At 65.7% G+C, this 20,064-nt stretch carries 19 protein-coding genes; 9 read left to right on the forward strand and 10 right to left on the reverse strand.

Features of this window, described 5'->3' with window-relative positions:
- Positions 1 to 18: 18 nt before the first annotated feature.
- On the forward strand, positions 19 to 615 hold the full coding sequence (locus KZZ07_RS03135; RefSeq protein WP_219512188.1) for an extensin-like domain-containing protein: 597 nt from the start codon (positions 19 to 21) through the stop codon (positions 613 to 615).
- 116 nt (positions 616 to 731) lie between these two features.
- On the opposite strand, the gene KZZ07_RS03140 is transcribed toward KZZ07_RS03135, so the two are convergent.
- From KZZ07_RS03140 to KZZ07_RS03150, 3 genes are all read right to left on the reverse strand, one after another.
- Positions 732 to 2,426 carry a flotillin family protein gene (locus KZZ07_RS03140; protein ID WP_219512189.1) on the reverse strand — a complete coding sequence of 565 codons (1,695 nt, stop codon included), beginning with the start codon at positions 2,424 to 2,426 and terminating at the stop codon, positions 732 to 734.
- 27 nt (positions 2,427 to 2,453) lie between these two features.
- Positions 2,454 to 3,233 (reverse strand): OB-fold-containig protein, encoded by a 780-nt coding sequence (locus KZZ07_RS03145; protein WP_219512190.1) that lies wholly within the window; start codon positions 3,231 to 3,233, stop codon positions 2,454 to 2,456.
- 635 nt (positions 3,234 to 3,868) lie between these two features.
- Positions 3,869 to 4,432: a TlpA family protein disulfide reductase gene (locus KZZ07_RS03150; RefSeq protein ID WP_219512191.1), complete on the reverse strand. Its 564-nt coding sequence runs from the start codon at positions 4,430 to 4,432 to the stop codon at positions 3,869 to 3,871.
- Positions 4,433 to 4,453: 21 nt separating this feature from the next.
- On the opposite strand from KZZ07_RS03150, the gene argH reads away from it, so the two are divergent.
- The 3 genes from argH to KZZ07_RS03165 are packed head-to-tail and all read left to right on the forward strand — an operon-like array spanning position 4,454 to position 6,293.
- Entirely contained in the window at positions 4,454 to 5,845 is a 1,392-nt protein-coding gene (gene argH / locus KZZ07_RS03155) for an argininosuccinate lyase (RefSeq protein WP_219512193.1), read from the forward strand.
- Positions 5,842 to 5,985, forward strand: a complete 144-nt coding sequence (locus KZZ07_RS03160) for an argininosuccinate lyase (protein WP_219512194.1) — start codon at positions 5,842 to 5,844, stop codon at positions 5,983 to 5,985. The genes argH and KZZ07_RS03160 overlap by 4 nt, the downstream gene beginning before the upstream one ends.
- Positions 5,985 to 6,293 (forward strand): DUF2834 domain-containing protein, encoded by a 309-nt coding sequence (locus KZZ07_RS03165; protein ID WP_219512195.1) that lies wholly within the window; start codon positions 5,985 to 5,987, stop codon positions 6,291 to 6,293. The genes KZZ07_RS03160 and KZZ07_RS03165 overlap by 1 nt, the downstream gene beginning before the upstream one ends.
- 30 nt (positions 6,294 to 6,323) lie before the next feature.
- On the opposite strand, the gene KZZ07_RS03170 is transcribed toward KZZ07_RS03165, so the two are convergent.
- Complete coding sequence (locus tag KZZ07_RS03170) at positions 6,324 to 7,145, reverse strand: SDR family NAD(P)-dependent oxidoreductase (RefSeq protein ID WP_219512196.1); 822 nt, start codon at positions 7,143 to 7,145, stop codon at positions 6,324 to 6,326.
- A 169-nt stretch (positions 7,146 to 7,314) separates the two neighbouring features.
- On the opposite strand from KZZ07_RS03170, the gene lysA reads away from it, so the two are divergent.
- Positions 7,315 to 8,580: a diaminopimelate decarboxylase gene (gene lysA / locus KZZ07_RS03175; RefSeq protein ID WP_219512197.1), complete on the forward strand. Its 1,266-nt coding sequence runs from the start codon at positions 7,315 to 7,317 to the stop codon at positions 8,578 to 8,580.
- A gap of 37 nt (positions 8,581 to 8,617) precedes the next feature.
- Positions 8,618 to 11,161, forward strand: coding sequence for a DUF4175 domain-containing protein (locus KZZ07_RS03180; RefSeq protein ID WP_255564117.1), 2,544 nt, complete (start codon positions 8,618 to 8,620; stop codon positions 11,159 to 11,161).
- Positions 11,162 to 11,272: 111 nt separating this feature from the next.
- On the opposite strand, the gene arfB is transcribed toward KZZ07_RS03180, so the two are convergent.
- The 6 genes from arfB to KZZ07_RS03210 form a co-directional block, all read right to left on the reverse strand.
- A complete protein-coding gene (arfB, locus tag KZZ07_RS03185) occupies positions 11,273 to 11,695 on the reverse strand; it encodes an alternative ribosome rescue aminoacyl-tRNA hydrolase ArfB (RefSeq protein WP_219512198.1) in 423 nt (140 codons plus the stop codon).
- A 253-nt stretch (positions 11,696 to 11,948) separates the two neighbouring features.
- Complete coding sequence (locus KZZ07_RS03190) at positions 11,949 to 12,590, reverse strand: queuosine precursor transporter (RefSeq protein WP_219512199.1); 642 nt, start codon at positions 12,588 to 12,590, stop codon at positions 11,949 to 11,951.
- Between the two features lie 100 nt (positions 12,591 to 12,690).
- Positions 12,691 to 13,590: an esterase-like activity of phytase family protein gene (locus KZZ07_RS03195; RefSeq protein WP_219512200.1), complete on the reverse strand. Its 900-nt coding sequence runs from the start codon at positions 13,588 to 13,590 to the stop codon at positions 12,691 to 12,693.
- Between the two features lie 7 nt (positions 13,591 to 13,597).
- A complete protein-coding gene (mepA, locus tag KZZ07_RS03200; RefSeq protein WP_219512201.1) occupies positions 13,598 to 14,515 on the reverse strand; it encodes a penicillin-insensitive murein endopeptidase in 918 nt (305 codons plus the stop codon).
- A complete protein-coding gene (locus KZZ07_RS03205) occupies positions 14,512 to 15,882 on the reverse strand; it encodes an MFS transporter (RefSeq protein ID WP_219512203.1) in 1,371 nt (456 codons plus the stop codon). The genes mepA and KZZ07_RS03205 overlap by 4 nt, the downstream gene beginning before the upstream one ends.
- 173 nt (positions 15,883 to 16,055) lie before the next feature.
- On the reverse strand, positions 16,056 to 16,595 hold the full coding sequence (locus KZZ07_RS03210) for an acyl-CoA thioesterase (RefSeq protein ID WP_219512205.1): 540 nt from the start codon (positions 16,593 to 16,595) through the stop codon (positions 16,056 to 16,058).
- Between the two features lie 132 nt (positions 16,596 to 16,727).
- Between KZZ07_RS03210 and KZZ07_RS03215 the strand changes: the two genes are divergently transcribed.
- The 3 genes from KZZ07_RS03215 to yaaA all read left to right on the forward strand — a co-directional run bounded on the left by KZZ07_RS03215 (position 16,728) and on the right by yaaA (position 20,051).
- On the forward strand, positions 16,728 to 17,021 hold the full coding sequence (locus KZZ07_RS03215) for a YggT family protein (protein WP_219512206.1): 294 nt from the start codon (positions 16,728 to 16,730) through the stop codon (positions 17,019 to 17,021).
- A gap of 116 nt (positions 17,022 to 17,137) precedes the next feature.
- On the forward strand, positions 17,138 to 19,195 hold the full coding sequence (recQ, locus tag KZZ07_RS03220; RefSeq protein WP_219512207.1) for a DNA helicase RecQ: 2,058 nt from the start codon (positions 17,138 to 17,140) through the stop codon (positions 19,193 to 19,195).
- Positions 19,196 to 19,265: 70 nt separating this feature from the next.
- Positions 19,266 to 20,051: a peroxide stress protein YaaA gene (gene yaaA / locus KZZ07_RS03225; protein WP_219512208.1), complete on the forward strand. Its 786-nt coding sequence runs from the start codon at positions 19,266 to 19,268 to the stop codon at positions 20,049 to 20,051.
- The last annotated feature ends 13 nt before the right edge of the window (positions 20,052 to 20,064 follow it).

Below are 20,064 nucleotides of genomic sequence, written 5' to 3' on the forward strand. Positions count from 1 at the left end.
ATCCTTGGATCCTGCGGTGTGCGCGAACGTGTCGGCAACGGTCTGGACGGGGTGCGTGGCGCCCTTGGCAATGCCTTTGCCAGCAGTGACGGACGCGGATTGTGTGGTGACCCCTCCTTGCGGGGCGAGGTCGTGGGCGCTGTTCCGGGCAAGCTGAACGGCTGCGGTATCCAGGATGCGGTGCGCCTGCAATCGGTGGGCAACGTGCGGTTGAGCCAGGCGGCGCTGATCGACTGTCCCACGGCGCGCGCGCTGGAGGTCTGGGTGCGGGAAACCGCCAAGCCGGCCGTCGGGCGGCGCGGCGGCGGTCTGACCGGCCTGAAGGTCGCGGCGCATTATTCCTGCCGGACCCGCAACAACCGGCCCGGCGCGCCGATTTCCGAACATGGCCGGGGCAAGGCGATCGACATTTCGGCGGTGCTGCTCAAGGACGGCTCTGCGATCACGGTCGAGGACAACTGGGGCAGGGGTCGGAAGGGCCGGGCGCTGCGCAGGATGCACAAGGACGCCTGCGGGGTCTTCGGCACGGTCCTGGGGCCCGGATCGGACGGCTACCACAAGGATCATTTCCACTTTGACACCCGGCGGCATGGCAGCGGCGCCTACTGCCGCTAAGGTCTGTCGGGCCTTGCTGACGGTGCGGCGGGATAAATCCCGCCCTACGCAGTATGTCTCTTGATCAGAGGATTGTGGCAGCGCCTCACCAAATGTGGGGCGCTGCCTGAGTACGCTTAGTGCCGCGGCTCTTCCGGGGCGTCCGGCGCGGCGTCGTCCTGACCGGGCTCTGCGGCCTCGGGGGCGATTGGGGCGGCGGGCGTCGTGCCCATCAGCCCGTCGATGGTGCCGTCCATCGTCATGCCCAGTTCCTCGCCCAGCTTTTTCAGCGCGGGCATCTGCACGGCCATGCCCATGATCGAGTCGAGCGCCTGGTTCACCGGGGCCTTTCCCTCGGATGACCCTGCGCCGCCATAGCCACCCGCGCCATTCAGGCCCGAGACCTGATGGATGCGGATCGAGTCGATCTTTTCGGCGGGCTTGACGGCCTCGGCCAAAATGCGCGGCAGGGCCTCGATGCGGGCAAGGTCGACACGCATGGACACCAGCGCATCCGACAGCGCGTTTTCGGCGTCGTTCAGGGCGCGCGTCCCCTCGGCCTGGGCCAGCATGTCCAGCTTGCGGGCCTCGGCGGTGGTGGTGATTGCGTCGGCCTCGGCCTGGGCCTCTTCACGGCGGGCCTCGGCGCGGTCGGCGGCGGCATCCTTTTCCGCCTGGGCCGCAAGGCGAATGGCGGTGGCATCGCGTTCCGCCTCACGCGCGGCCTCGATCAGGGCGATCTGCTTGATCCGTTCGGCCTCGGCCACTTCCTTGGCGGTGGTCACGGCCTCCATCGCCTTGGTCGCCTCGGCACGGGCCAGGTCGGCGCTGGCGCGGGCGCGGCTTTCTTCCTCGGATTTCTGCGCGATGATGATCTGGCGTTCCTGCTCGGCGACTTCCAGTTCGCGCTCCTTGGCGATCTCGGCTTCGCGGATCTTGCGTTCGCGGGCGATTTCCGAGGTGCGGACGGCTTCCTCGCGGGCGATCCGCGAGCGTTCGGTCTCGCGCTTCGAATCCTCGGTGCGGGCGGCAATCTCGGCCTCCTGCGCCATGCGCATTGTCTGGATGCGCTGCACCTGTTCGATACGGGCCTGTTCCTCGTCCTGGTCGATGGAGATCTTGTGGCGCGCGGCCTCCATCTCGGCCCGGCGGACGGCGACGTCTGCCTCCGCTTCAATGTTGGCGCGTTCCTTGCGCGAGGTCGAGATCACCTCGGCCAGGCGGCGCATACCCACGGCGTTGAAGGCGTTGTTTTCGTCCAGCGCCTCGAAGGGTGTCTGGTCCAGCGCGGTGAGCGAGACGGATTCCAGCGACAGGCCGTTCTTGGTCAGGTCCTCGGAGACGGTGTTCTGCACCTCCTGCACGAAATCGGCGCGGTTTTCATGCAGGCTGTCCATCGTCATCTGGGCGGCCACGGCGCGCAGGGCGTCGATCAGCTTGCCCTCGATCATCTCGCGCAGCTGGCTGATGTCGAAGGTGCGGTCGCCGAGGGTTTGGGCGGCGCGGGCGATGCCCTCTTCGGTGGGCATGACCGAGACATAGAATTCCACGCCCACGTCGACGCGCATCCGGTCCTGGGTGATCAGCGCGGCCTCGCCGTTGCGCTGCACCTCAAGGCGGAGGGTCTTCATGTTGACGGGGCTGACCTCGTGGAACAGCGGAATGACGATGACACCGCCGTCCATGATGACTTTCTTGCCGCCGGCGCCGGTCTTGACGAGGCTGACCTCGCGGGTGGCACGGCGGTAGAGGCGGGCGAGTACCAGCATGATCAAAACGATGAAGGCCAGCACGGCCACGACGATAATGGCAATGGGTAGTATGTTGTCCATTCTAGTCCCCTAATAGTTGGAAATAACTCAGGAAAGCGCGACCAGCAGGTAGCCCTTCTCGTACCGGTGGCGCAGCACCATGACCTCTGTGCCCTGCGGGATCGTCGCGTCGTCGCGCAGAGGTTCGGCGCGCAGGTAGTGGATATTGCCGTAGCGGTCGGTGACCTTGACCTCGGCCGGGCGCCCACGGGCGGAGGTGCCCTGGGTCACGACGCCGGTGCGGCGTCCAAGGTGGCGTTCCGACAGGGCCTCTGTCTCCATCTTCGGCAGGAGGCGGGCAAAGAGCGTGCCGAACTGGCGGGCAAACCAGATGGCCGCCGCGCCTGCGGGCAGGGCCACCAGCCAGGAGGGCAGCGGGCCGCCAAAGAGATTGTCGGCCACGGTCTGGATCACCAGCCCGCTCAGGCCGAAGGCCAGCAGGATCGCCGCCAGCCAGATCAGCGCCGGCATCTTGCCGAAACCCAGCCAGGCGGCCACGCTGCCCGCGCCGTCGGGGGCGCCGTCGGGGGCGCCATCGGGCAAGTCGGTGTCCAGGTCGGGCGTGTCGATGTCGAGGTCCGGCTCTGCCAGTTCCAGATCGGCGATGTCGATGTCCGTTCCGTCCAGGCCCAGGTCGATGTCCATGTCGCCCAGGTCGGGCATGTCGACATCCAGGTCCGGCCCGTCGGCATCCAGCCCGTCCGCCCCTGCGCCCAGAAGTGTCCCGCCCAACAGGCCAAAGACCACCTCGAGTGCCAGCAGGCCGAAGAGCATTGCAAGGGCGAGGGTGAACGGGAACATCCCGTTCGACAGAAGAAGGTCGAACATGCTTAATCCGAAATTGTGTATACTACGGTATACTTAACATATGGGAGCCTCACGAACCCGTTACAAGTATGTGCACAATAAATCGGCAACGCTGCAACAGGTTGATGACAGCAATCGGAAAAAGCGCCGCCTCGCGCAAGTCTGGAAAGCCCGACCCGCGATCCGCCTTGTCGCTTTTGATCCTTTGGCACGCGCGATTCGAGTGGTGCAGTGAGGTTTCGCCGGGCCAAATGTGGCGGAATTTGCACAGTATCCGGAAACAATGCCGAAAGCAGAGGCGCACTGTCACGCATTTCGGGGCCATTTTGCCGAAAATGGGCAGAAACAGTTGCCCAGCGCCCCGGTTTTGCCCATTTTCAGTCTGGTCGGTGGGGGCCGACGACCCGGAGCAAACAAACGTGACGATGACGTTTTCAGCCTTTTGCCTGATTGGCCTTGTGGCCTTGGCGCTGCAGTCCCGCCCGACGCGGGAGCCCGCACTGCAGGCCGTTCGGGCAGCGGTCAAACGGCCCCCGACCGACACGAGGCTTTAAGCCGCCCCAGAATTCTCTCTCTCTCTCTCTCTCCGAAAACCCCCGTTCAGCCACCGCTGGACGGGGGTTTTCCTTGTCGGACCTGGCGCAAGCGAAGGGCGCTCAACCTTCACCGCCACCGATCAGAGCCGTCAGAACCGCGCGCGCCTCGTCCGAGGCCCAGTCCGCGTCCCCGGTCAGCCGCGCGACCTCTTGTCCCTCGGGGTTCAGGATCACCGTCACCGGCAGACCCAGAACGCCCATCTGTCGCGCCAGCATCGAGCGGGGATCGCGGTGCAGCGGCAGGTTGTCGACCCCGATATCATCGAAAAAGGCCTTCATCTTGGCAGGCGGGTTGCGCGAGGTGGCGATGGTCACAACCTCGAAGGTCTCGCCGCCCAGATCCTCTTGCAGGGCGGAGAGCATCGGCATTTCCTTGCGGCAGGGCGCGCACCAGGTGGCCCAGAAGTTCACCACAACCCATTTGCCCTGCCAGTCGGACAGGTTCAGCGGCTGTTCGTCGAAGGTCATGAAATCAACGTCGGCCGCGTCCTTGGGCGCTGAATGGAACACCAGCTTGCGCATGTCGCCCCCAACCGCCGCCTTCGCGGCCTCGACATCGGCAAAGGCCGGATTTGCAAGCACCAGTGCAGCGGTATACAGAGCCGCAAGCGTGAGACGTATCATAAGACCTCCGAAGGACAGTGCATGTCTGACAAGACCTCGAACCAGATGTGGGGCGGCCGCTTTGCCGCCGGGCCCGATGCCATCATGGAAGCAATTAACGCCTCCATCGGCTTCGACAAGCGGCTAGCGGCGCAGGACATCGCCGGTTCGCGAGCCCATGCCGCCATGCTTGCGGCGCAGGGCATCATCACTGATAGCGATGCAAAGGCGATCCGGGAAGGACTGCTCACGGTCTTGTCAGAGATCGAAAGTGGCGATTTCACCTTTTCCACCGCGCTGGAAGACATTCACATGAACGTCGAGGCGCGGCTGAAGGAGGTCATCGGCGAACCGGCAGGCCGCCTGCACACGGGCCGCAGCCGGAACGACCAGGTGGCGACCGATTTCCGCCTTTGGGTGCGCGATCAGCTGGACGCCGCCGAAAGCGGGCTGCTGGCCCTGATCCAGGCGCTGCTGGGACAGGCGGAACAGGGCGCCGACTGGGTCATGCCGGGCTTCACCCATTTGCAGACGGCGCAGCCGGTGACATGGGGCCATCACATGATGGCCTATGTCGAGATGTTCGGGCGCGACCTGTCTCGCGTGCGCGATGCCCGCGCGCGGATGAACGAATCGCCTCTGGGCGCCGCGGCGCTGGCGGGCACCGGGTTCCCGATCGACCGCCACATGACCGCCGAGGCGCTTGGCTTTGATCGTCCGATGGGCAACTCGCTGGATGCCGTCAGCGCCCGCGATTTTGCGCTGGAGTTCCTCTCGGTCGCCTCGATCAGCGCCATGCACCTCAGCCGCTTTGCCGAGGAGCTGGTGATCTGGTCCTCTGCCCAGTTCCGCTTTGTCACCCTGTCGGACCGGTTCAGCACCGGGTCCAGCATCATGCCGCAGAAGAAAAACCCCGATGCGGCCGAGCTGATCCGCGCCAAGATCGGGCGGATCTTCGGCGCCAATGTCGCGCTGATGATGGTGATGAAGGGCCTGCCCTTGGCCTATTCCAAGGACATGCAGGAGGACAAGGAACAGGTTTTTGACGCTGCCGACAACTGGATGCTGGCCTTGGCGGCGATGGAAGGCATGGTCCGCGACATGAGCGCCAATACCCCCGCACTGGAGGCGGCGGCGGCACATGGTTTTTCCACCGCGACCGACCTGGCCGACTGGCTGGTGCGCGAGACCGGCCTGCCCTTCCGCGACGCGCACCATGTTACCGGCAGCCTGGTGGCCAAGGCGGAGGCAAAAGGATGCGACCTGCCAGACCTCTCGTTGGAGGAAATGCAGGAGGTGCATGGGAATATCGACGCATCCATCTATGATGTGCTGGGCGTGCACAACTCTGTCCGCTCGCGGATGAGCTATGGCGGAACCGCGCCGCAGCGTGTGCGTGAACAGATCGCGGCCTGGAAGGAGCGTTTGGCATGAGAGTCCTCGCATTTCTCGGACTGGTGGCGCTCGCCGCCTGCGGTGCCGATGGCGAACCGGAAACGCCCGATGGCAAGCCCGCGAGCCCGGGGCTTGGTGTCTCGATCACCGGCAAGGCCGAGGTGGGGATCACGGGCTGATGCTGCGGTGGCTTTGGCTGGCGCTGGCGATTTGGGGCGCCGTGCATCCGATGTACTACTTTGTGACCTTCCTGGCCGCGAACGGTTGGGATCTGGGGGTCATGATCGACGCCTGGTTCGTGAATGACAGCACGCGCGGGTTGACCTGGGACCTGACCATCACCGCCATCGTCCTGACGACTTGGGTGCTGGCCGAGGTGTCGGTCCGCCGCAACTGGCAAGCGCTGTTGGCGATCCCGGCGACCTTCTGCATCGGGGTCAGTTGCGGCTTGCCTCTCTACCTGTATTTCCGGTCGAAACCGGTGTGAGGAACGGCGGGGTGAACCCCGCCCTACACCTCAGGTCTTCAGCCAGTTGGCGAAGGCCTGTTTGTAGTCGGGGTGCCAGCGCGACAGCGGTGCGCGGTTCTCGGTGATGTCCTGCGCCGCCCAAAGGATGCGCTTGACGTCCGTCGCCCGGTCCACATCGTTGTCCGGGCAGAGGATGTAGAAATCTTCTTTCCCGAGCGACTCCAGCAGGTAATCCACCACCTGTTCCGGCGTCCAGGCGTCGTCCGGCTTTTCCGTCCGACCGCGCGCGGTCAGCAGCGTGTAGACGAACCCGGGGATGAACAGGCGCGCCTCGGTCCGGCATCCGTCCATGTTGCGCAGCTCGTGCTGCAGCGCCTCGGTAAACGTCTTCACACCCGACTTGGACACGTTGTAGGCCGGATCGCCCGGGGGCGTGGTGATCCCCTGTTTCGACCCGGTGTTCACGATCAGACCGGGCTTGCCCGCGGACGCCATGTCGGGTGCGAAGACCTGGCTGGACCGGATGATGCCCCAGAGGTTCACGCCGATGATCTGGTCCCAGTTGCCTTCAACGTCGAAGATCGAGCTGCCCGGCTGGATACCTGCGTTGTTCATCAAGAGATCGACAGGGCCCAGCATCTCTTCGACCTTGGCCTTGAGCCGGCGCAGCTGGATGATGTCGGACACGTCCGTTTCCATCCCCAGCGCCGCGCCGGTCTCTGTCACCGCGTTTTCCAGCGTCTCGCCGCGCAGGTCGGCGATGCAGACGCGCATGTCCATCTCGACCAGCCGCCGCGCCATCTCGCGCCCGATGCCGGAGGCGCCGCCTGTGATGACTGCCACATTCCCCGGTTTGATGGTCTGATGCATGGTTTTGCTCCCTCTTGCTCCCAGGGCGGAGAGTAGAACCGACAGCCTATCCGTTGCAATCGGGAGAAGGCGCGCGGTTGTCCTGCCGGAGGTCCGGCAAGGAACGATTTGGCGGTCCGGCTCAAAGTGGGGGCTGGCCCCGTTCTCCGCTCTCGGCTAAAGCGCGGACATGGATCATTTTCTGTACCGCGACGGGCAGCTCTATGCCGAAGACGTTCCGGTGGCCGAGATCGCGGCCGCCGTGGGCGCGCCGTTCTATCTTTATTCCACCGCGACTTTGCTACGGCATTTCCGGCTGTTCGACGAGGCGCTGGACTGGGGCCCGCATCTTTTCTGCTACGCGATGAAGGCCGCCTCGAACCAGGCGATCCTGAAAACGCTGGCCGAGGCCGGAGCGGGCATGGACGTGGTGTCGGGCGGGGAATACGCGCGGGCCAAGGCGGCGGGCGTGCCGGGCGAACGGATCGTCTTTTCGGGTGTCGGCAAGACGGGCGCAGAGATCCGCGCGGCGCTGGAAGGCGGCATTCGTCAGTTCAACGTCGAAAGCGAACCCGAGATGCGGGTGATCTCGGAGGTGGCAACCTCGATGGGGGCCGAGGCGCCGATCACGTTGCGGGTGAACCCGGACGTGGACGCCAAGACCCACGCCAAGATCGCCACCGGCAAGTCGGAGAACAAGTTCGGCATTCCGATCGCCCGTGCCCGCGAAGTCTATGCCGAGGCCGCAGCCCTGCCGGGCCTCAAGGTTGTCGGCATCGACGTGCATATCGGCAGCCAGCTCACCCAGCTGGAACCCTTCGAACAGGCCTATACCAAGGTGGCCGAGCTGACCGAGGCGCTGCGCGCCGACGGGCATGACATCACCCGTCTGGACCTGGGCGGCGGTCTGGGCATTCCCTATGCGCGCTCGAACGAGGCACCGCCGCTGCCCACCGATTATGGTGCCCTGATCCAGCGCACCGTGGGCCACCTGGGCTGCGAGATCGAGATCGAGCCGGGGCGGCTGATCATCGGCAACGCGGGGCTGCTGGTCAGCGGGGTCATCTACGTCAAACAGGGCGAGGGGCGGGACTTCCTGATTCTCGACGCGGCGATGAATGACCTCATCCGCCCGGCCATGTATGACGCGCATCACGAGATTGTGCCCGTTAAAGAGGCAGCGCCGGGGGCTGACCTGACGCCCTACGACATCGTTGGCCCGGTCTGCGAGACCGGTGACACCTTTGCCAAGGGCCGCCTGATGCCGCCGATACAGGCGGGCGATCTGGTCGCTTTCCGCTCTGCCGGGGCCTATGGCGCGGTGATGGCCAGCGAATACAACACCCGTCCGCTGGTGCCAGAGGTGCTGGTGAACGGCGATCAATTCGCGGTTATCCGCCCAAGGCCGACCTTTGACGACATCATAAATCGCGATACCATCCCCGAGTGGCTGTGAGGTATCCTCCTCGCAGGCTGACCCTGCGAGGAGCGATATGGCCCCGAACCGGACCGACATCCCCGAGATATTCCGCACCCTGCGCTGGCCGCTGGTCCTGACCCGGCTCGGCATGGTGGCCGAGCGCGTTGCGCGCGCCTTTTGGCCGCTCTGGTCCATCGCGATCTTCGCGCTCGCCCTTTTGATGCTGGGGGTGCAGGACGAGGTTGCCGTGGAATGGGTCTGGGGCGCGGCCGCTCTGTTGGGCGCGGGCGCGATCTGGGCCGCCTGGTACGGGATCCGGTGCTTCCGCTGGCCCTCGCGCGGGGCGGCGATGCTGCGGCTGGACGGTACGCTCAAGGGCAACCCGATCCAGGCGGCGCTGGACACGCAGGCCATCGGGGGCGGCGACGCTTCGTCCACGGCGGTCTGGCGGGCGCACCAGAAACGCATGCGCGACCGGCTGGCCGAGGCGCGGGCCGTCGAACCGGACCTGCGGGTATCGCGGAACGATCCGCTGGCCCTGCGCTATGTGGCGCTGCTGGCGCTTTCGGTGGCGATCCTCTTCGGGTCGCTGGTGCGGGTGCAGTCCGTCACCGGCATGGGCGCTGGCGGGCCAGACCTGGCACAGGGGCCGGCCTGGGAAGGCTGGATGCAGCCGCCTGGCTATACCCGTCTGCCCTCGGTCTATCTGAATGACATCACCGCGCCGGAAATCGACGTGCCCGAGGGCGCCGAAATCACCCTGCGCATGTACGGCGAGGTCGGCGCGCTCAGCGTGCGCGAGAGTATCTCGGGCCGCGACCTGAGTCCGGAAGAAGCGCAGGACACGGCGCAGGACTTTGCGGTTCTGAAATCCGGCGAGCTGGCGGTGGACGGCCCCGGCGGGCGCGTCTGGCAGATCGCCATGATCCCGGACGCCGCGCCCGCCGTGAAACGCGATGGCGAGATCGAGGTCAGCTACGAAGGTGAGGCGCAGATCCCCTTCACCGCCACGGACGATCACGGTGTCGTCATGGGCCAGGCGCGCTTTACGCTGGACCTGGCGGCCGTCGACAGGCGCTATGGTCGCGCGATCGAACCCGAACCGCGTAAGACCATCGAAGTGCCCCTGCCGATGCCGGTGTCCGGCGACCGGTCCGAGTTCACCGAGGCTCTGGTGGGCAACTTTTCGTTGCATCCCTGGGCCAATCTGCCGGTGAAACTGTCGCTGGAGGTTGAGGACGGACGCGGCCAGCGCGGCCTGTCGGAACCCCAGTCGCTGACCATGCCGGGGCGGCGCTTTTTCGATCCGGTCGCCGCGGCGCTGATCGAGCAGCGGCAGGCGCTGCTGTGGAACCGCGAGAATGCGCCCGAGATTGTCATGATCTTCAAGACGATCCTGAACGAGCCGGACGACCTGTTCCGCAAGGATGTCGAGTTCATGCGCCTGCGCGCACTGACCAAGCGGCTGGAAACCCTTGCGAAATACGGCGCCATCACCGACGAGAAGCAGGATGAGCTGGCGCAGAAGATGTGGGACCTGGCGCTGGAAATGGAAGAAGGCGACCTGGAAGACGCCCGCCAGCGGATGGAGCGCGCGCGTGAGCGGCTGGAAGAGGCGATGAAGAACGGCGCCACCGACCAGGAGATTGCCGAGCTGATGCAGGAACTGCGCGAGGCGACTCGCGACTACATGCGCCAGCTGGGACAGCAGCAGGCGCGGGACAACCCGGAGGGCCAGCAGCGCAATCCCCAGGACATGATCGAGATGTCGCAGGACGACATCCAGCGCATGATGGACCGCATCCAGGAACTGATGGAACAGGGCAAGATGGCCGAGGCCGCCGAGGCCATGCGCCAATTGCAGGAAATGCTGGACAACATGCAGATCACCCAAGGCCCGGGTGGCGGCGGGCAGTCGCCCGGCGAACAGGCGATGGAGGGGCTGGCCGACACGCTGCGCGAACAGCAGGAACTGTCGGACGAGGCCTTCCGCGATCTGAACAACGGCCAGCGCGGGCAGGGTCAGCGCCAGCCGGGGCAGGGGCCGCAAGGGCAAGACCGCCAGCCCGGTCAGGGTCAGGCGGGCCCAGAACCCGGCCAGGGGCAGGGCGGTGACGATCCGGCCAGCGAACTGGCGGAACGTCAGCGCGCCCTGCGCGACGAGTTGAACCGGCAGCGCCAGGCGTTGCCCGGCCAGGGCAGCGAGGCGGGCGAACGCGCCGCCGAGGCGTTGGAACGGGCCGAGGGTGCGATGGACGGTGCAGAACGCGCCTTGCGCGATGGAGACCTTGGCCAAGCGATCGATCAGCAGTCGCGGGCGCTGGAAGCGCTGCGCGAGGGGATGCGCGACCTGGGCGAGGCGCTGGCGCAGCAACAGCAGCAACGCACCGGCGAACAGGGGTTCGCCGACGGCGGCGATCCGGGCGAGCAACGTGACCCGCTGGGGCGGAACACCGGCAACACCGGCCGCGTCGGAACCGACGAGGGTCTGTTGCAGGGCAAGGACGTCTATCGCCGGGCCGAGGAATTGCTGGGTGAGCTGCGGCGCCGGTCGGGTGAGCTGGACCGTCCCGAGGATGAGCGCAACTACCTCGACCGGCTGCTGGAGCGTTTCTGATCCCGTAATCCGATTGTGCGCTTGCGCGCGCAGGTCATCTCGGGTCCGGCCTTTGGCCGGGTCCTCGGGGGGGCCTCCGGCGGGAGTATTTTTACAGAGAAGAAGCCGGGGTCAGCTGTCGGGGTCGACCTTGCCGCGCAGGGATTTGACCTCTCCGCGTTGTTTCTTGCTTGCGAGGCGGCGCTTTTTTGAGCCCAGCGTCGGTTTTGTGGGAATGCGCCGCTTGGGCTTTTGCGTGGCCTTCAGCACTAGGTCTGCCAGGCGTTCGCGGGCGATTTCGCGGTTGCGGGCCTGGCTGCGGGTGTCCTCGACCTGGATGATGACGGCGCCATCCTTGGTCCAGCGGCGTCCGGCAAGCTTGCGCAGCCGCGTCTTGACCGCTTGCGGCAAGTTCGGGGAGCGTTCCGCCTCGAACCGCAATTCGACGGCGGTCGAGACCTTGTTGACGTTCTGGCCGCCCGGGCCAGAGGACCGGATGAAGTGTTCGGTCAGTTCCCAGTCTTCGAGGTTGATTTGGTCGGTGATCCGCAACATGGGCAAGGACCTAGTGCAAAATAAAAAGGGCCGCCAGATCAGCGGCCCTTCGAGAATACGGAGGCGGGGCCGGTTAGGCACTGCCAATTCGGGGGTACATCACCCCAGGGGCTGCCCTAGAGCGCGTGCTCCCGAACTGTTCCGACACCTCTCTCCAATGCTTCTCTCGACACTGGATCACCTCCTTTCAGCTGTTGAAAACGCAAGATGATGGTGCCATGCACATGGCAAACCACAAAGTCTTTTTTGCGCCTCAAGCCAATTTTTGATTCTTCAGTGCCCGCGAAACGATCATCCGGAAGGGGATCAGGGCAATCAGGGCAAGGCCGAGTTTCACCATCCAGTCGGCCACGGCCAGCGAGGCCCAGTAGGGCAGGGCCGGGCCTGTCCCCAGCAGCGGGCGGGCGACATTGGCCCAGCTGACATCGTTTGCAGGCTCGATCCAGGCCAATCCGGACGAAAAGGCAATGGTGAAGAAAAGGGCGGTGTCCAGCGTCGAGCCGACCAGCGTAGAGGCCAGTGGCGCGCGCCACCATTTCCCCTGGCGCAGGCGGTCAAATATCGCCACGTCCATCATCTGGGCCGTCAGGAAGGCCAGGCCCGAAGCGATGGCGATCCGCAGCGTCACGGCCGGGTAGGTGAACCCGTCACCCTGCAGCATGATCTGCGTGCCGACGAGCGAGCAGAAGACGCCGACGATGAAGCCGACAAAGACCACCTGACGCGCCGGGCCGGGCCCGTAGATGCGGTTCATCAGGTCGGTGACCAGGAAGGCCAGCGGATAGGTGAAGGCGCCCCAGGTCAGCCACTGACCAAAGAGGAACTGGACGAGGATGTTGGAGGCGAGCACGATGGCCGCCATGGCAAGAATGCCGGGAAGATGTCTGCGCGTCATTGGGTGACCCGTTTTTTGCAAGGTTGCGGGGACTTGATCCGGACATCCGGATTGCGGGGGCTTACAGGCGGCCCCGGTGCCGCGTCAAGGGGCATGCAGGTCAGTCGGCGACCCGGTATTCGACGAACTCGCTGCGCAGGAAGCTCTTGAAATTGTCGTCCGACAGCATGGTGAGCCGGATCGCGCCGGTGGCATCGCGCCAGACCGCCAGCCCTTCCAGGTTGCCATGGGTATGGCGGGGCGTTTCCAGCAGGGTCTCTTCGCTGGAAATCCTGTCACCGGCGATGACGAAACGCCGGACCCGGCTGCGAAAGGCGAAGCCGGTGAATTCGCGCTCCAGCAGGTAGAGCCGCCCGTCAGGGCCGAAATCGGCACCAACCGGCAAAAAGCCGCCAGACCGTGGGATCGAGAAGGGCTGTGTCCATTGAGTGCCGTCAAACCGCCAGACCGGGAAGGGTCGCGTCAGCCGGCCCGAGCGTTCGGGGAGGGTGTAGAGATGGCCCCTGGCGTCGATGGCCAGCGCCTCGAAGCCGGAATTTCCCTGAAGCGCGTCAAAGGCATCGACTGTCGGAAGTGGCTGGCTGCGATCCGGTGAGGGATAGGCGCTGACCCGGTGCAGCCCTTCGAACGAGACGTGTACGCGTCCGTCCGGACCAATGGCGAGGCCCTCGGAATCCGCCTCCAGCCCGGAGACAGGCGCGCCCTGCGCGTTGCGCAGCGGGCCGGGGGTGTCTTCCTCTATGGCGGTCAGTTTCGGGCCCTCGCGGTGAAGGCGCCCGGTGACGATGAACCCGCGATCGGAAATCGCCGTAAAGCGCGTGCCATCTTCGGACAGTTCCAGCCCGGAAAACCCGCCCATCCGGTGCGGTCCGGGAGGCCAGTCCAGATGGCTGATGAACTGAACTTTCGGTCCGACCTCTGCCGCGCAGGCACCGAGACCCGTGAGGCTGGCACAGATCAGTGTCAACGCCCGCAGGCGGCGGAACAGGCGGATTGTCATGCCTGGATCAGTTCGCGGCCAGAACGTCGGCGCAGGCGCGCGGCAGGTCGCCCAAGGTCAGCTCACGCCGAGGCGGCGAGGGCTTGGCGTTGGGATCGGGCGGCGGCGGGTTCAGGATACGGTCGACCCAGCCTTCGGCCTCCTTGCAGCCATCGCCGGGGGGCGGGGCCGCCTGATCGACACAGCCCGCGGCGCCCTTGGGACAGCTCAGCCGGACGTGGAAATGGTAGTGATGCCCCCACCAGGGGCGCACCTTGCGGAGCCAGGACTTGTCGCCCTTTTCATCCTTGCACATCTGAACCTTGGCGCCGGGAAAGATGAAGATGCGCGCGACGCGCGGGTCGCTGGCGGCGGCCTTGACGATCTCGTGGTGCTGTTTCGTCCACTTGTCGTTGGTATAGGCGCCCGCCGCGCGGCGCATCGAAATGGACGAGATGTTTTCGCGCGCCTTGGCCGAGAGAGACAGGTTGTCGGCGGGACGCAGCCAGATGTCGGCGTCCAGCCCGATCTGGTGGCTGCGGTGGCCGGTCAGCATGGGGCCGCCGCGCGGCTGGCTGAAATCCCCCAGGTACAGCCCGTTCCAGCCGGGCTGCTGCGCGGCCTTGCGGCTGAGGTCCTGAACGTAGTCGATCAAGTCCGGGTGGCCCCAGTTGCGGTTGCGGCTGAGGCGCATGGCCTGCCAGGTCGGGCCGGTTTCCGCCAGTTGCACACCGCCGGCGAGACAGCCCTTGGCATAGCCGCCAAACGGTTGTGCCTTTTGCGTCGAGGCATCGCTCTTTGCGCCGAAGAGTTGCTTGGCTTCCTTGGAAGAGAGCACCGGGTCCAGCGGGCGGGCCGGGGCGCGGGCACCGGAAATATCACGCCCGCCGCCGCCACAGGCGGCCAGGGCAAGGACAAGCGAAATGGTCGTAAGAAAACGGATCATGCGGGTCTCTCTCCCTGCGGATGCACCCATGCTAGCAGAACGAGACCGATCAGGAAAAGCCCGATCACCGGCAGAAAGCCAAGCTGGTTGGACTGTGTCACATAGGTGAACAGGGTGATGAGCGCCGGTGCCAGAAAGGCCGTGGCCTTGCCCGCCAGCGCGAAGAGGCCGAACCCCTCTGCCGGGCGGGCGGGATCGCAGTGGCGCACCATCATGGACCGCGAGGCAGAATAGAGCGCGCCGCCCGTGCCGCCGATGATCGCGCCGCAGATGTAGAAGATGATGTCCGGCACCAGAGAGCCCTGTGCCAACGGCATCCCGAACAGGTTTTCACGCGACATGCCGACTATCACGCAGCCCACCAGGATCAGCACCCAGATGCAGATCCGGATCACCGGTTTGGGTCCGAACCGCTGATCCGCCAGCCCGCCGACCCAGGACAGGACCGCCGCCGCGATGGCCGCGATTATGCCGAAGACGCCGACCTGGATCACTTGCCAGTCCAGCACCAGTGTCGCGTAGATGCCGCCATAGGCATAAAGCGCGGTCAGCGCGTCGCGATAGAACAGCGAGGACAAAAGGAAGCTGCGGCAGGACTTGCGGCGCGAGACACGACGGATGGTCTGCCCCAGGTCCGCCAGAACCTTGCGGACGCTTTCGGGCTTTTTGCGCTCCAGCGGGTCGTCATGGTTCCAGGCAAAGAAGGGGATCAGGAAGATCGCGAACCACAGCCCGATGAAGGGGCCGACGAACCGCGTGCCCTCGCGGGCCTCGGCGTCCAGGCCAAAGGGCGGGGCAAGTCCGATCAGGGTGGTGCCGCTTTCGTTTTCGGCAAAGAACAGCAGCATGATGAAGAGCGACAGCACCCCGCCCCAATAGCCAAAGGCCGTGGCGGTGCCCGAGATGCGGCCCACCTCTTCCTGTGTGCCGAGGCTGGGCAGGATCGCGTTGTTCAGGTTGAAGGCGGATTCGCTGGCCACGAAACCGATCCAGAACATCGCCAGAGCGATATAAAGGCCGCTGCCGTTGGGTTCGAGCTGCCACAGGGCAAAGGCCGACAGGATGGCAACCATGGTGAACAGCCAGAACCAGGGCCGTTTGCGCCCCGTGGCATCGGCCCAGGCACCCAGCAGGGGCGCGGAAAAGGCGATGACCAGCCCCGCGGCGGTCTGGGCCGAGGACCAGAGGCTTTGCGCATTGGCCTTGGCGCTGGCGGCCTCGGCGCCCTGGGCCATGAAATACTCTGCCGCGACGGCCGCGAAATAGGGGCTGAAGATAAAAGTCAGGCCAAGGGTGGCATAGGGCTGTTGCGCCCAGTCGAAGAACATCCAGCCCCAGATGCGTTGCCGTTTCGTCGGATGTGCCATGCCTGCCCCTTTGCGGAATGGGGCGATAGAACCCATCCGGCGGGGGTGTGGCAAGTCGATTGCACGGAAGGGGGCTCTGCCCCCGGCTCTTCGAGCCTCCCCCGAAGTATTTGCCGGCCCAAAGAAACACATGCGGGCCGCGCTGATCGAGACGCTTTGGCGGCGGTGGGGCGTCAGCCCGAGGTTGCCGGTGGCCAGGGGCGGGCGTCTTCGGCGGCGATCCAGGCCTGGACCCAGTCGGGCAGCGGCGGGCTGTCTTCCGTTGCTCCCATTGCGCGGGCCGATCTGTCGGTGGTGACGATCCCCTTGGCGTCGGTCAGGGCGGCGCGATAGATCGCCTGGCTGGCGCATTCGCCGTCCGACCGCCACATCGACTGGTCAAGGTAGAGGAACCGGCGGTCCCAGCCCAACATGCGTGAATGCATCTCGACCCTGTCCCACATCCGGACCCGGCGCCGATAGCGCACCACCGACCCGGCGATGGTCAGGCCCCAGCCCTGGTGTTTCAAGACGTCCACCAGGCCGGTGCGGACGGCCAGGGGGATGCGGCCAAGGTCATAGATCGTCAGGGTGCGACCGTTGTTCAGCTCCCACCACAGATCGAGATCCCAGGGCATGCAGACATGGGTCGAGACATGGGTATCGAAGAGGCCGAGGCGTGGGGCGCGGCGGGCTTGGCGGACGTTGCGGGCAAGACGCAGAAATGGGTACATGGGCAGGCTCCTTGGCCCGCGTGATGCTGCGCGCGCAAAGCCGCGTCAATCGGGACCTCGCGGCACACTTGTCCTCCGGGGGATCTGCGCATACCTCTTGGCCGACCGGCACCACGAGGAAAGGCCCATCAGATGCAGTCGCTCTTTCAGATCCTGAACATGCTTCTCAGCATCGCGGTCTTTGTCATCGTCGCCCATGTCATCATGAGCTGGCTGATCAACTTCCAGATCCTCAACCTGCGCCAGCCGATCGTCGCGGCGATCTGGGACGGGCTGAACCGGATCCTGGAACCGGTCTATTCGCGCATCCGGAGCATTCTCCCGTCGATGGGCGGGCTGGATCTTGCGCCGCTGATCACGCTGATCGGGGTCTACGCGCTGCAGATCATCCTCGCCAACAACGCCGGGTTCTTCTACGGGTTCTAGGCCTCGGGCACCTCGCCAAAAGGCCCATATTGTGGTCTCCGGGGCTTGATTCACCGAATCTTAGTATGTGATTGTCTGGCGTGAGAGCAGATCAAGACAAATCCGACAGGTTATCCATGCCGCGCGATGCCGGGGGCGCCGAGGCGCTGTTGCAAGAGATTTTCGGCTTCGACGCCTTTCGCCCCGGTCAGGGCGAGATTGTCGAGGCCGTGGCCGCGGGTGAAAACGTGCTGGCCATCATGCCCACGGGTGGCGGCAAATCCCTGTGTTTCCAGCTGCCTGCGCTGTTGCGCGACGGGGTGACCGTGGTCATTTCGCCGCTGATCGCGCTGATGCGCGACCAGGTGCGGGGCCTGCGTGAGGCGGGGGTGGCCGCGGGTGCGTTGACGTCGGGCAATACGCCCGAGGAAACGGACGCCGTCTGGGACATGCTGCATTCCGGTGAGCTGAAACTACTGTACCTCGCGCCGGAACGGCTGGCCAATGGCGGCACGCAGCGGATGCTGGCGCAGGCCGGGATCTCTCTCATCGCCGTGGACGAGGCGCATTGCGTCAGCCAGTGGGGGCATGATTTCCGCCCCGATTATCTGCGCATCGGGGAATTGCGCCGCGCGTTGGATGTGCCGCTGGCGGCCTTTACCGCAACGGCGGACGAGGAAACGCGTGTCGAAATGGTCTCGCGCCTCTTCGACGGACAGCAGCCGACAACCTTCTTGCGCGGTTTTGACCGGCCCAACATCCATCTTGCCTTTCAACCCAAGGACGGGCCACGCGCACAGATCCTGAAATTCGCCGCCGCCCGCAAGGGCCAGTCCGGCATCGTCTATTGCGGCACGCGGGCCAAGACCGAAGGTATCGCGCGCGCCCTGCGCGAAGAGGGCCACGCCGCCTGCCACTATCACGGCGGGATGGAGGCCGATGACCGCCGCCATGTCGAGGAACGCTTTGCCACCGAGGACGGGCTGATTGTCGTGGCGACCGTGGCCTTTGGCATGGGCGTGGACAAGCCCGACATCCGCTGGGTCGCCCATGCGGACCTGCCCAAGTCCATCGAGTCCTATTATCAGGAAATCGGCCGTGCGGGCCGCGATGGTGCCCCGGCCGAAACGCTGACCCTGTTTGGCCCCGAGGACATCCGCCTGCGCCGCAGCCAGATCGACGAGGGGCTGGCGCCGCCGGAACGGCGCGCCGCCGACCACGGGCGGCTGAACGCGTTGTTGGGGCTGGCCGAGGCGCTGGGCTGCCGCCGCAAGGCGCTGCTGGCCTATTTCGGCGAAGAGGCGGCGCCTTGCGGCAACTGCGATCTCTGCGACAGCCCGCCAGAGCTGTTCGACGGCACAGAGGCGGTGCGCAAGGCGCTCTCTGCCGCGCTGCGTACGGACGAAAGCTTTGGCGCCGGACATCTCATCGACATCCTGATGGGCAAGGACACCGACAAGATCAAGCAAAGGGGCCATGACAGCCTGCGCACCTTTGGCGTCGGCAAGGACCTGAGCCGCGGCCAGTGGCAGGCGGTGTTCCGGCAGATTATGGGCCGTGACCTGATGCGCCCCGATGCCGAACGCCACGGCGCGCTGGTCATGACGGACCGGGCCCTGCCGATCCTGCGCGGCGAAGAGGCGATCCAGTTGCGCAAGGATGCCGTGACCCGTGCCACGGAACGCCGCCCGGCGGTCAAGGCGCTGGTCAGCGAGGAACATGCGCCCATGCTCTCGGCGCTCAAGGCCAAGCGGCGCGCCCTGGCAGAGGCCGCGCGCGTGCCCGCCTACGTGATCTTCGTCGACCGCACCCTGATCGAGATGGCCGAGACCCGCCCCACCAACCTGGATGAGCTGGCGCGCATTTCCGGAATCGGGGCCAAAAAGCTGGAACGCTACGGCGCGGAGTTTCTCGAGGTGCTGAACGGCGGGTCCGAGGACATGCATCCGCGCCGGCGCAAGCTGGCGGTGCGGGGCAGCGGGGCGATCTATGATGCACTGATGGCGGCCCAGGCCGACCTTCTGCGCGGCCCTGATGGCACCGACAAGCCGCTGTCCTGTTCGGCCTCGCTGCTGGCCAAGCTGGCAGAGCGCCCGCCCCATAGCGAGGATGCGCTGTGCCAGGCGCTGGGCGACAAGCGGGCGGAACGGTTCGGCCCGGTCTTCTGGTCGGTGCTGCAGGAAAACGCGGGCTGAGAGGCGCGGCTCTGGACCTTGGCGGGCGGGCAGACTACCTCGGGGTCACTGGAAGTGATGGAGGCGGATGGTGCTTGTCGTGATTTCTCCGGCCAAGCGGCTGGACTGGGCGGAACGGACGGTCGAGATGACCGAACCCGCGTTCGAGGAAGATGCACAGCGTCTGGCCAAGACGGCCCGGAACCTGAGCCTGAAGGATCTGAAGGGCCTCATGGACCTTTCGGACGACCTGGCGCGGCTGAACCGCGATCGTTTCCGCGCCTTCACCGACACGCCCGGCCCCGAGGACCTGCGCCCCGCCGCGCTGGCCTTTGCCGGGGACACCTACCAGGGGCTTGAGGCCGGGTCGCTCGACCCCGAGGAAATGGCCTGGGCGCAGGATCACCTGCGTATCCTGTCGGGGCTTTACGGCGTGTTGCGTCCGCTGGACGCGATGCAGGCCTACCGGCTGGAAATGGGCTCACGGCTGAAAACGCGGCGCGGCGGCAACCTGTATGACTACTGGCGCGACCAGATCGCCAAGGCCCTGCGCGCGCAGGCCGAGGCGCTGGGGACCGACGTGCTGGTGAACTGCGCCAGCCAGGAATATTTCGGCGCGGTGCCCGAGAAACCCCTGAACCTGCGGATCATCACGCCGCAGTTCATGGAGGACAAGCCGGGCGGCCCCAAGATCGTCAGCTTTTTCGCAAAACGGGCGCGCGGGTCGATGGCGCGCTACATCATCCAGCGCCGCCTGACCGACCCCGAGGGCCTGCTGGATTTCGACCTTGGCGGCTATGCCTACCAGCCGGACATGTCCGAGCCGGACCGCCCCGTCTTCTTGCGGCCAGCCGAGGCCGGTGCGCAATCCGCCTGATCCCGGCGGTCGG

The organism is Mameliella sp. CS4, from assembly GCF_019392335.1.
Taxonomy (GTDB): Bacteria; Pseudomonadota; Alphaproteobacteria; order Rhodobacterales; family Rhodobacteraceae; genus Antarctobacter.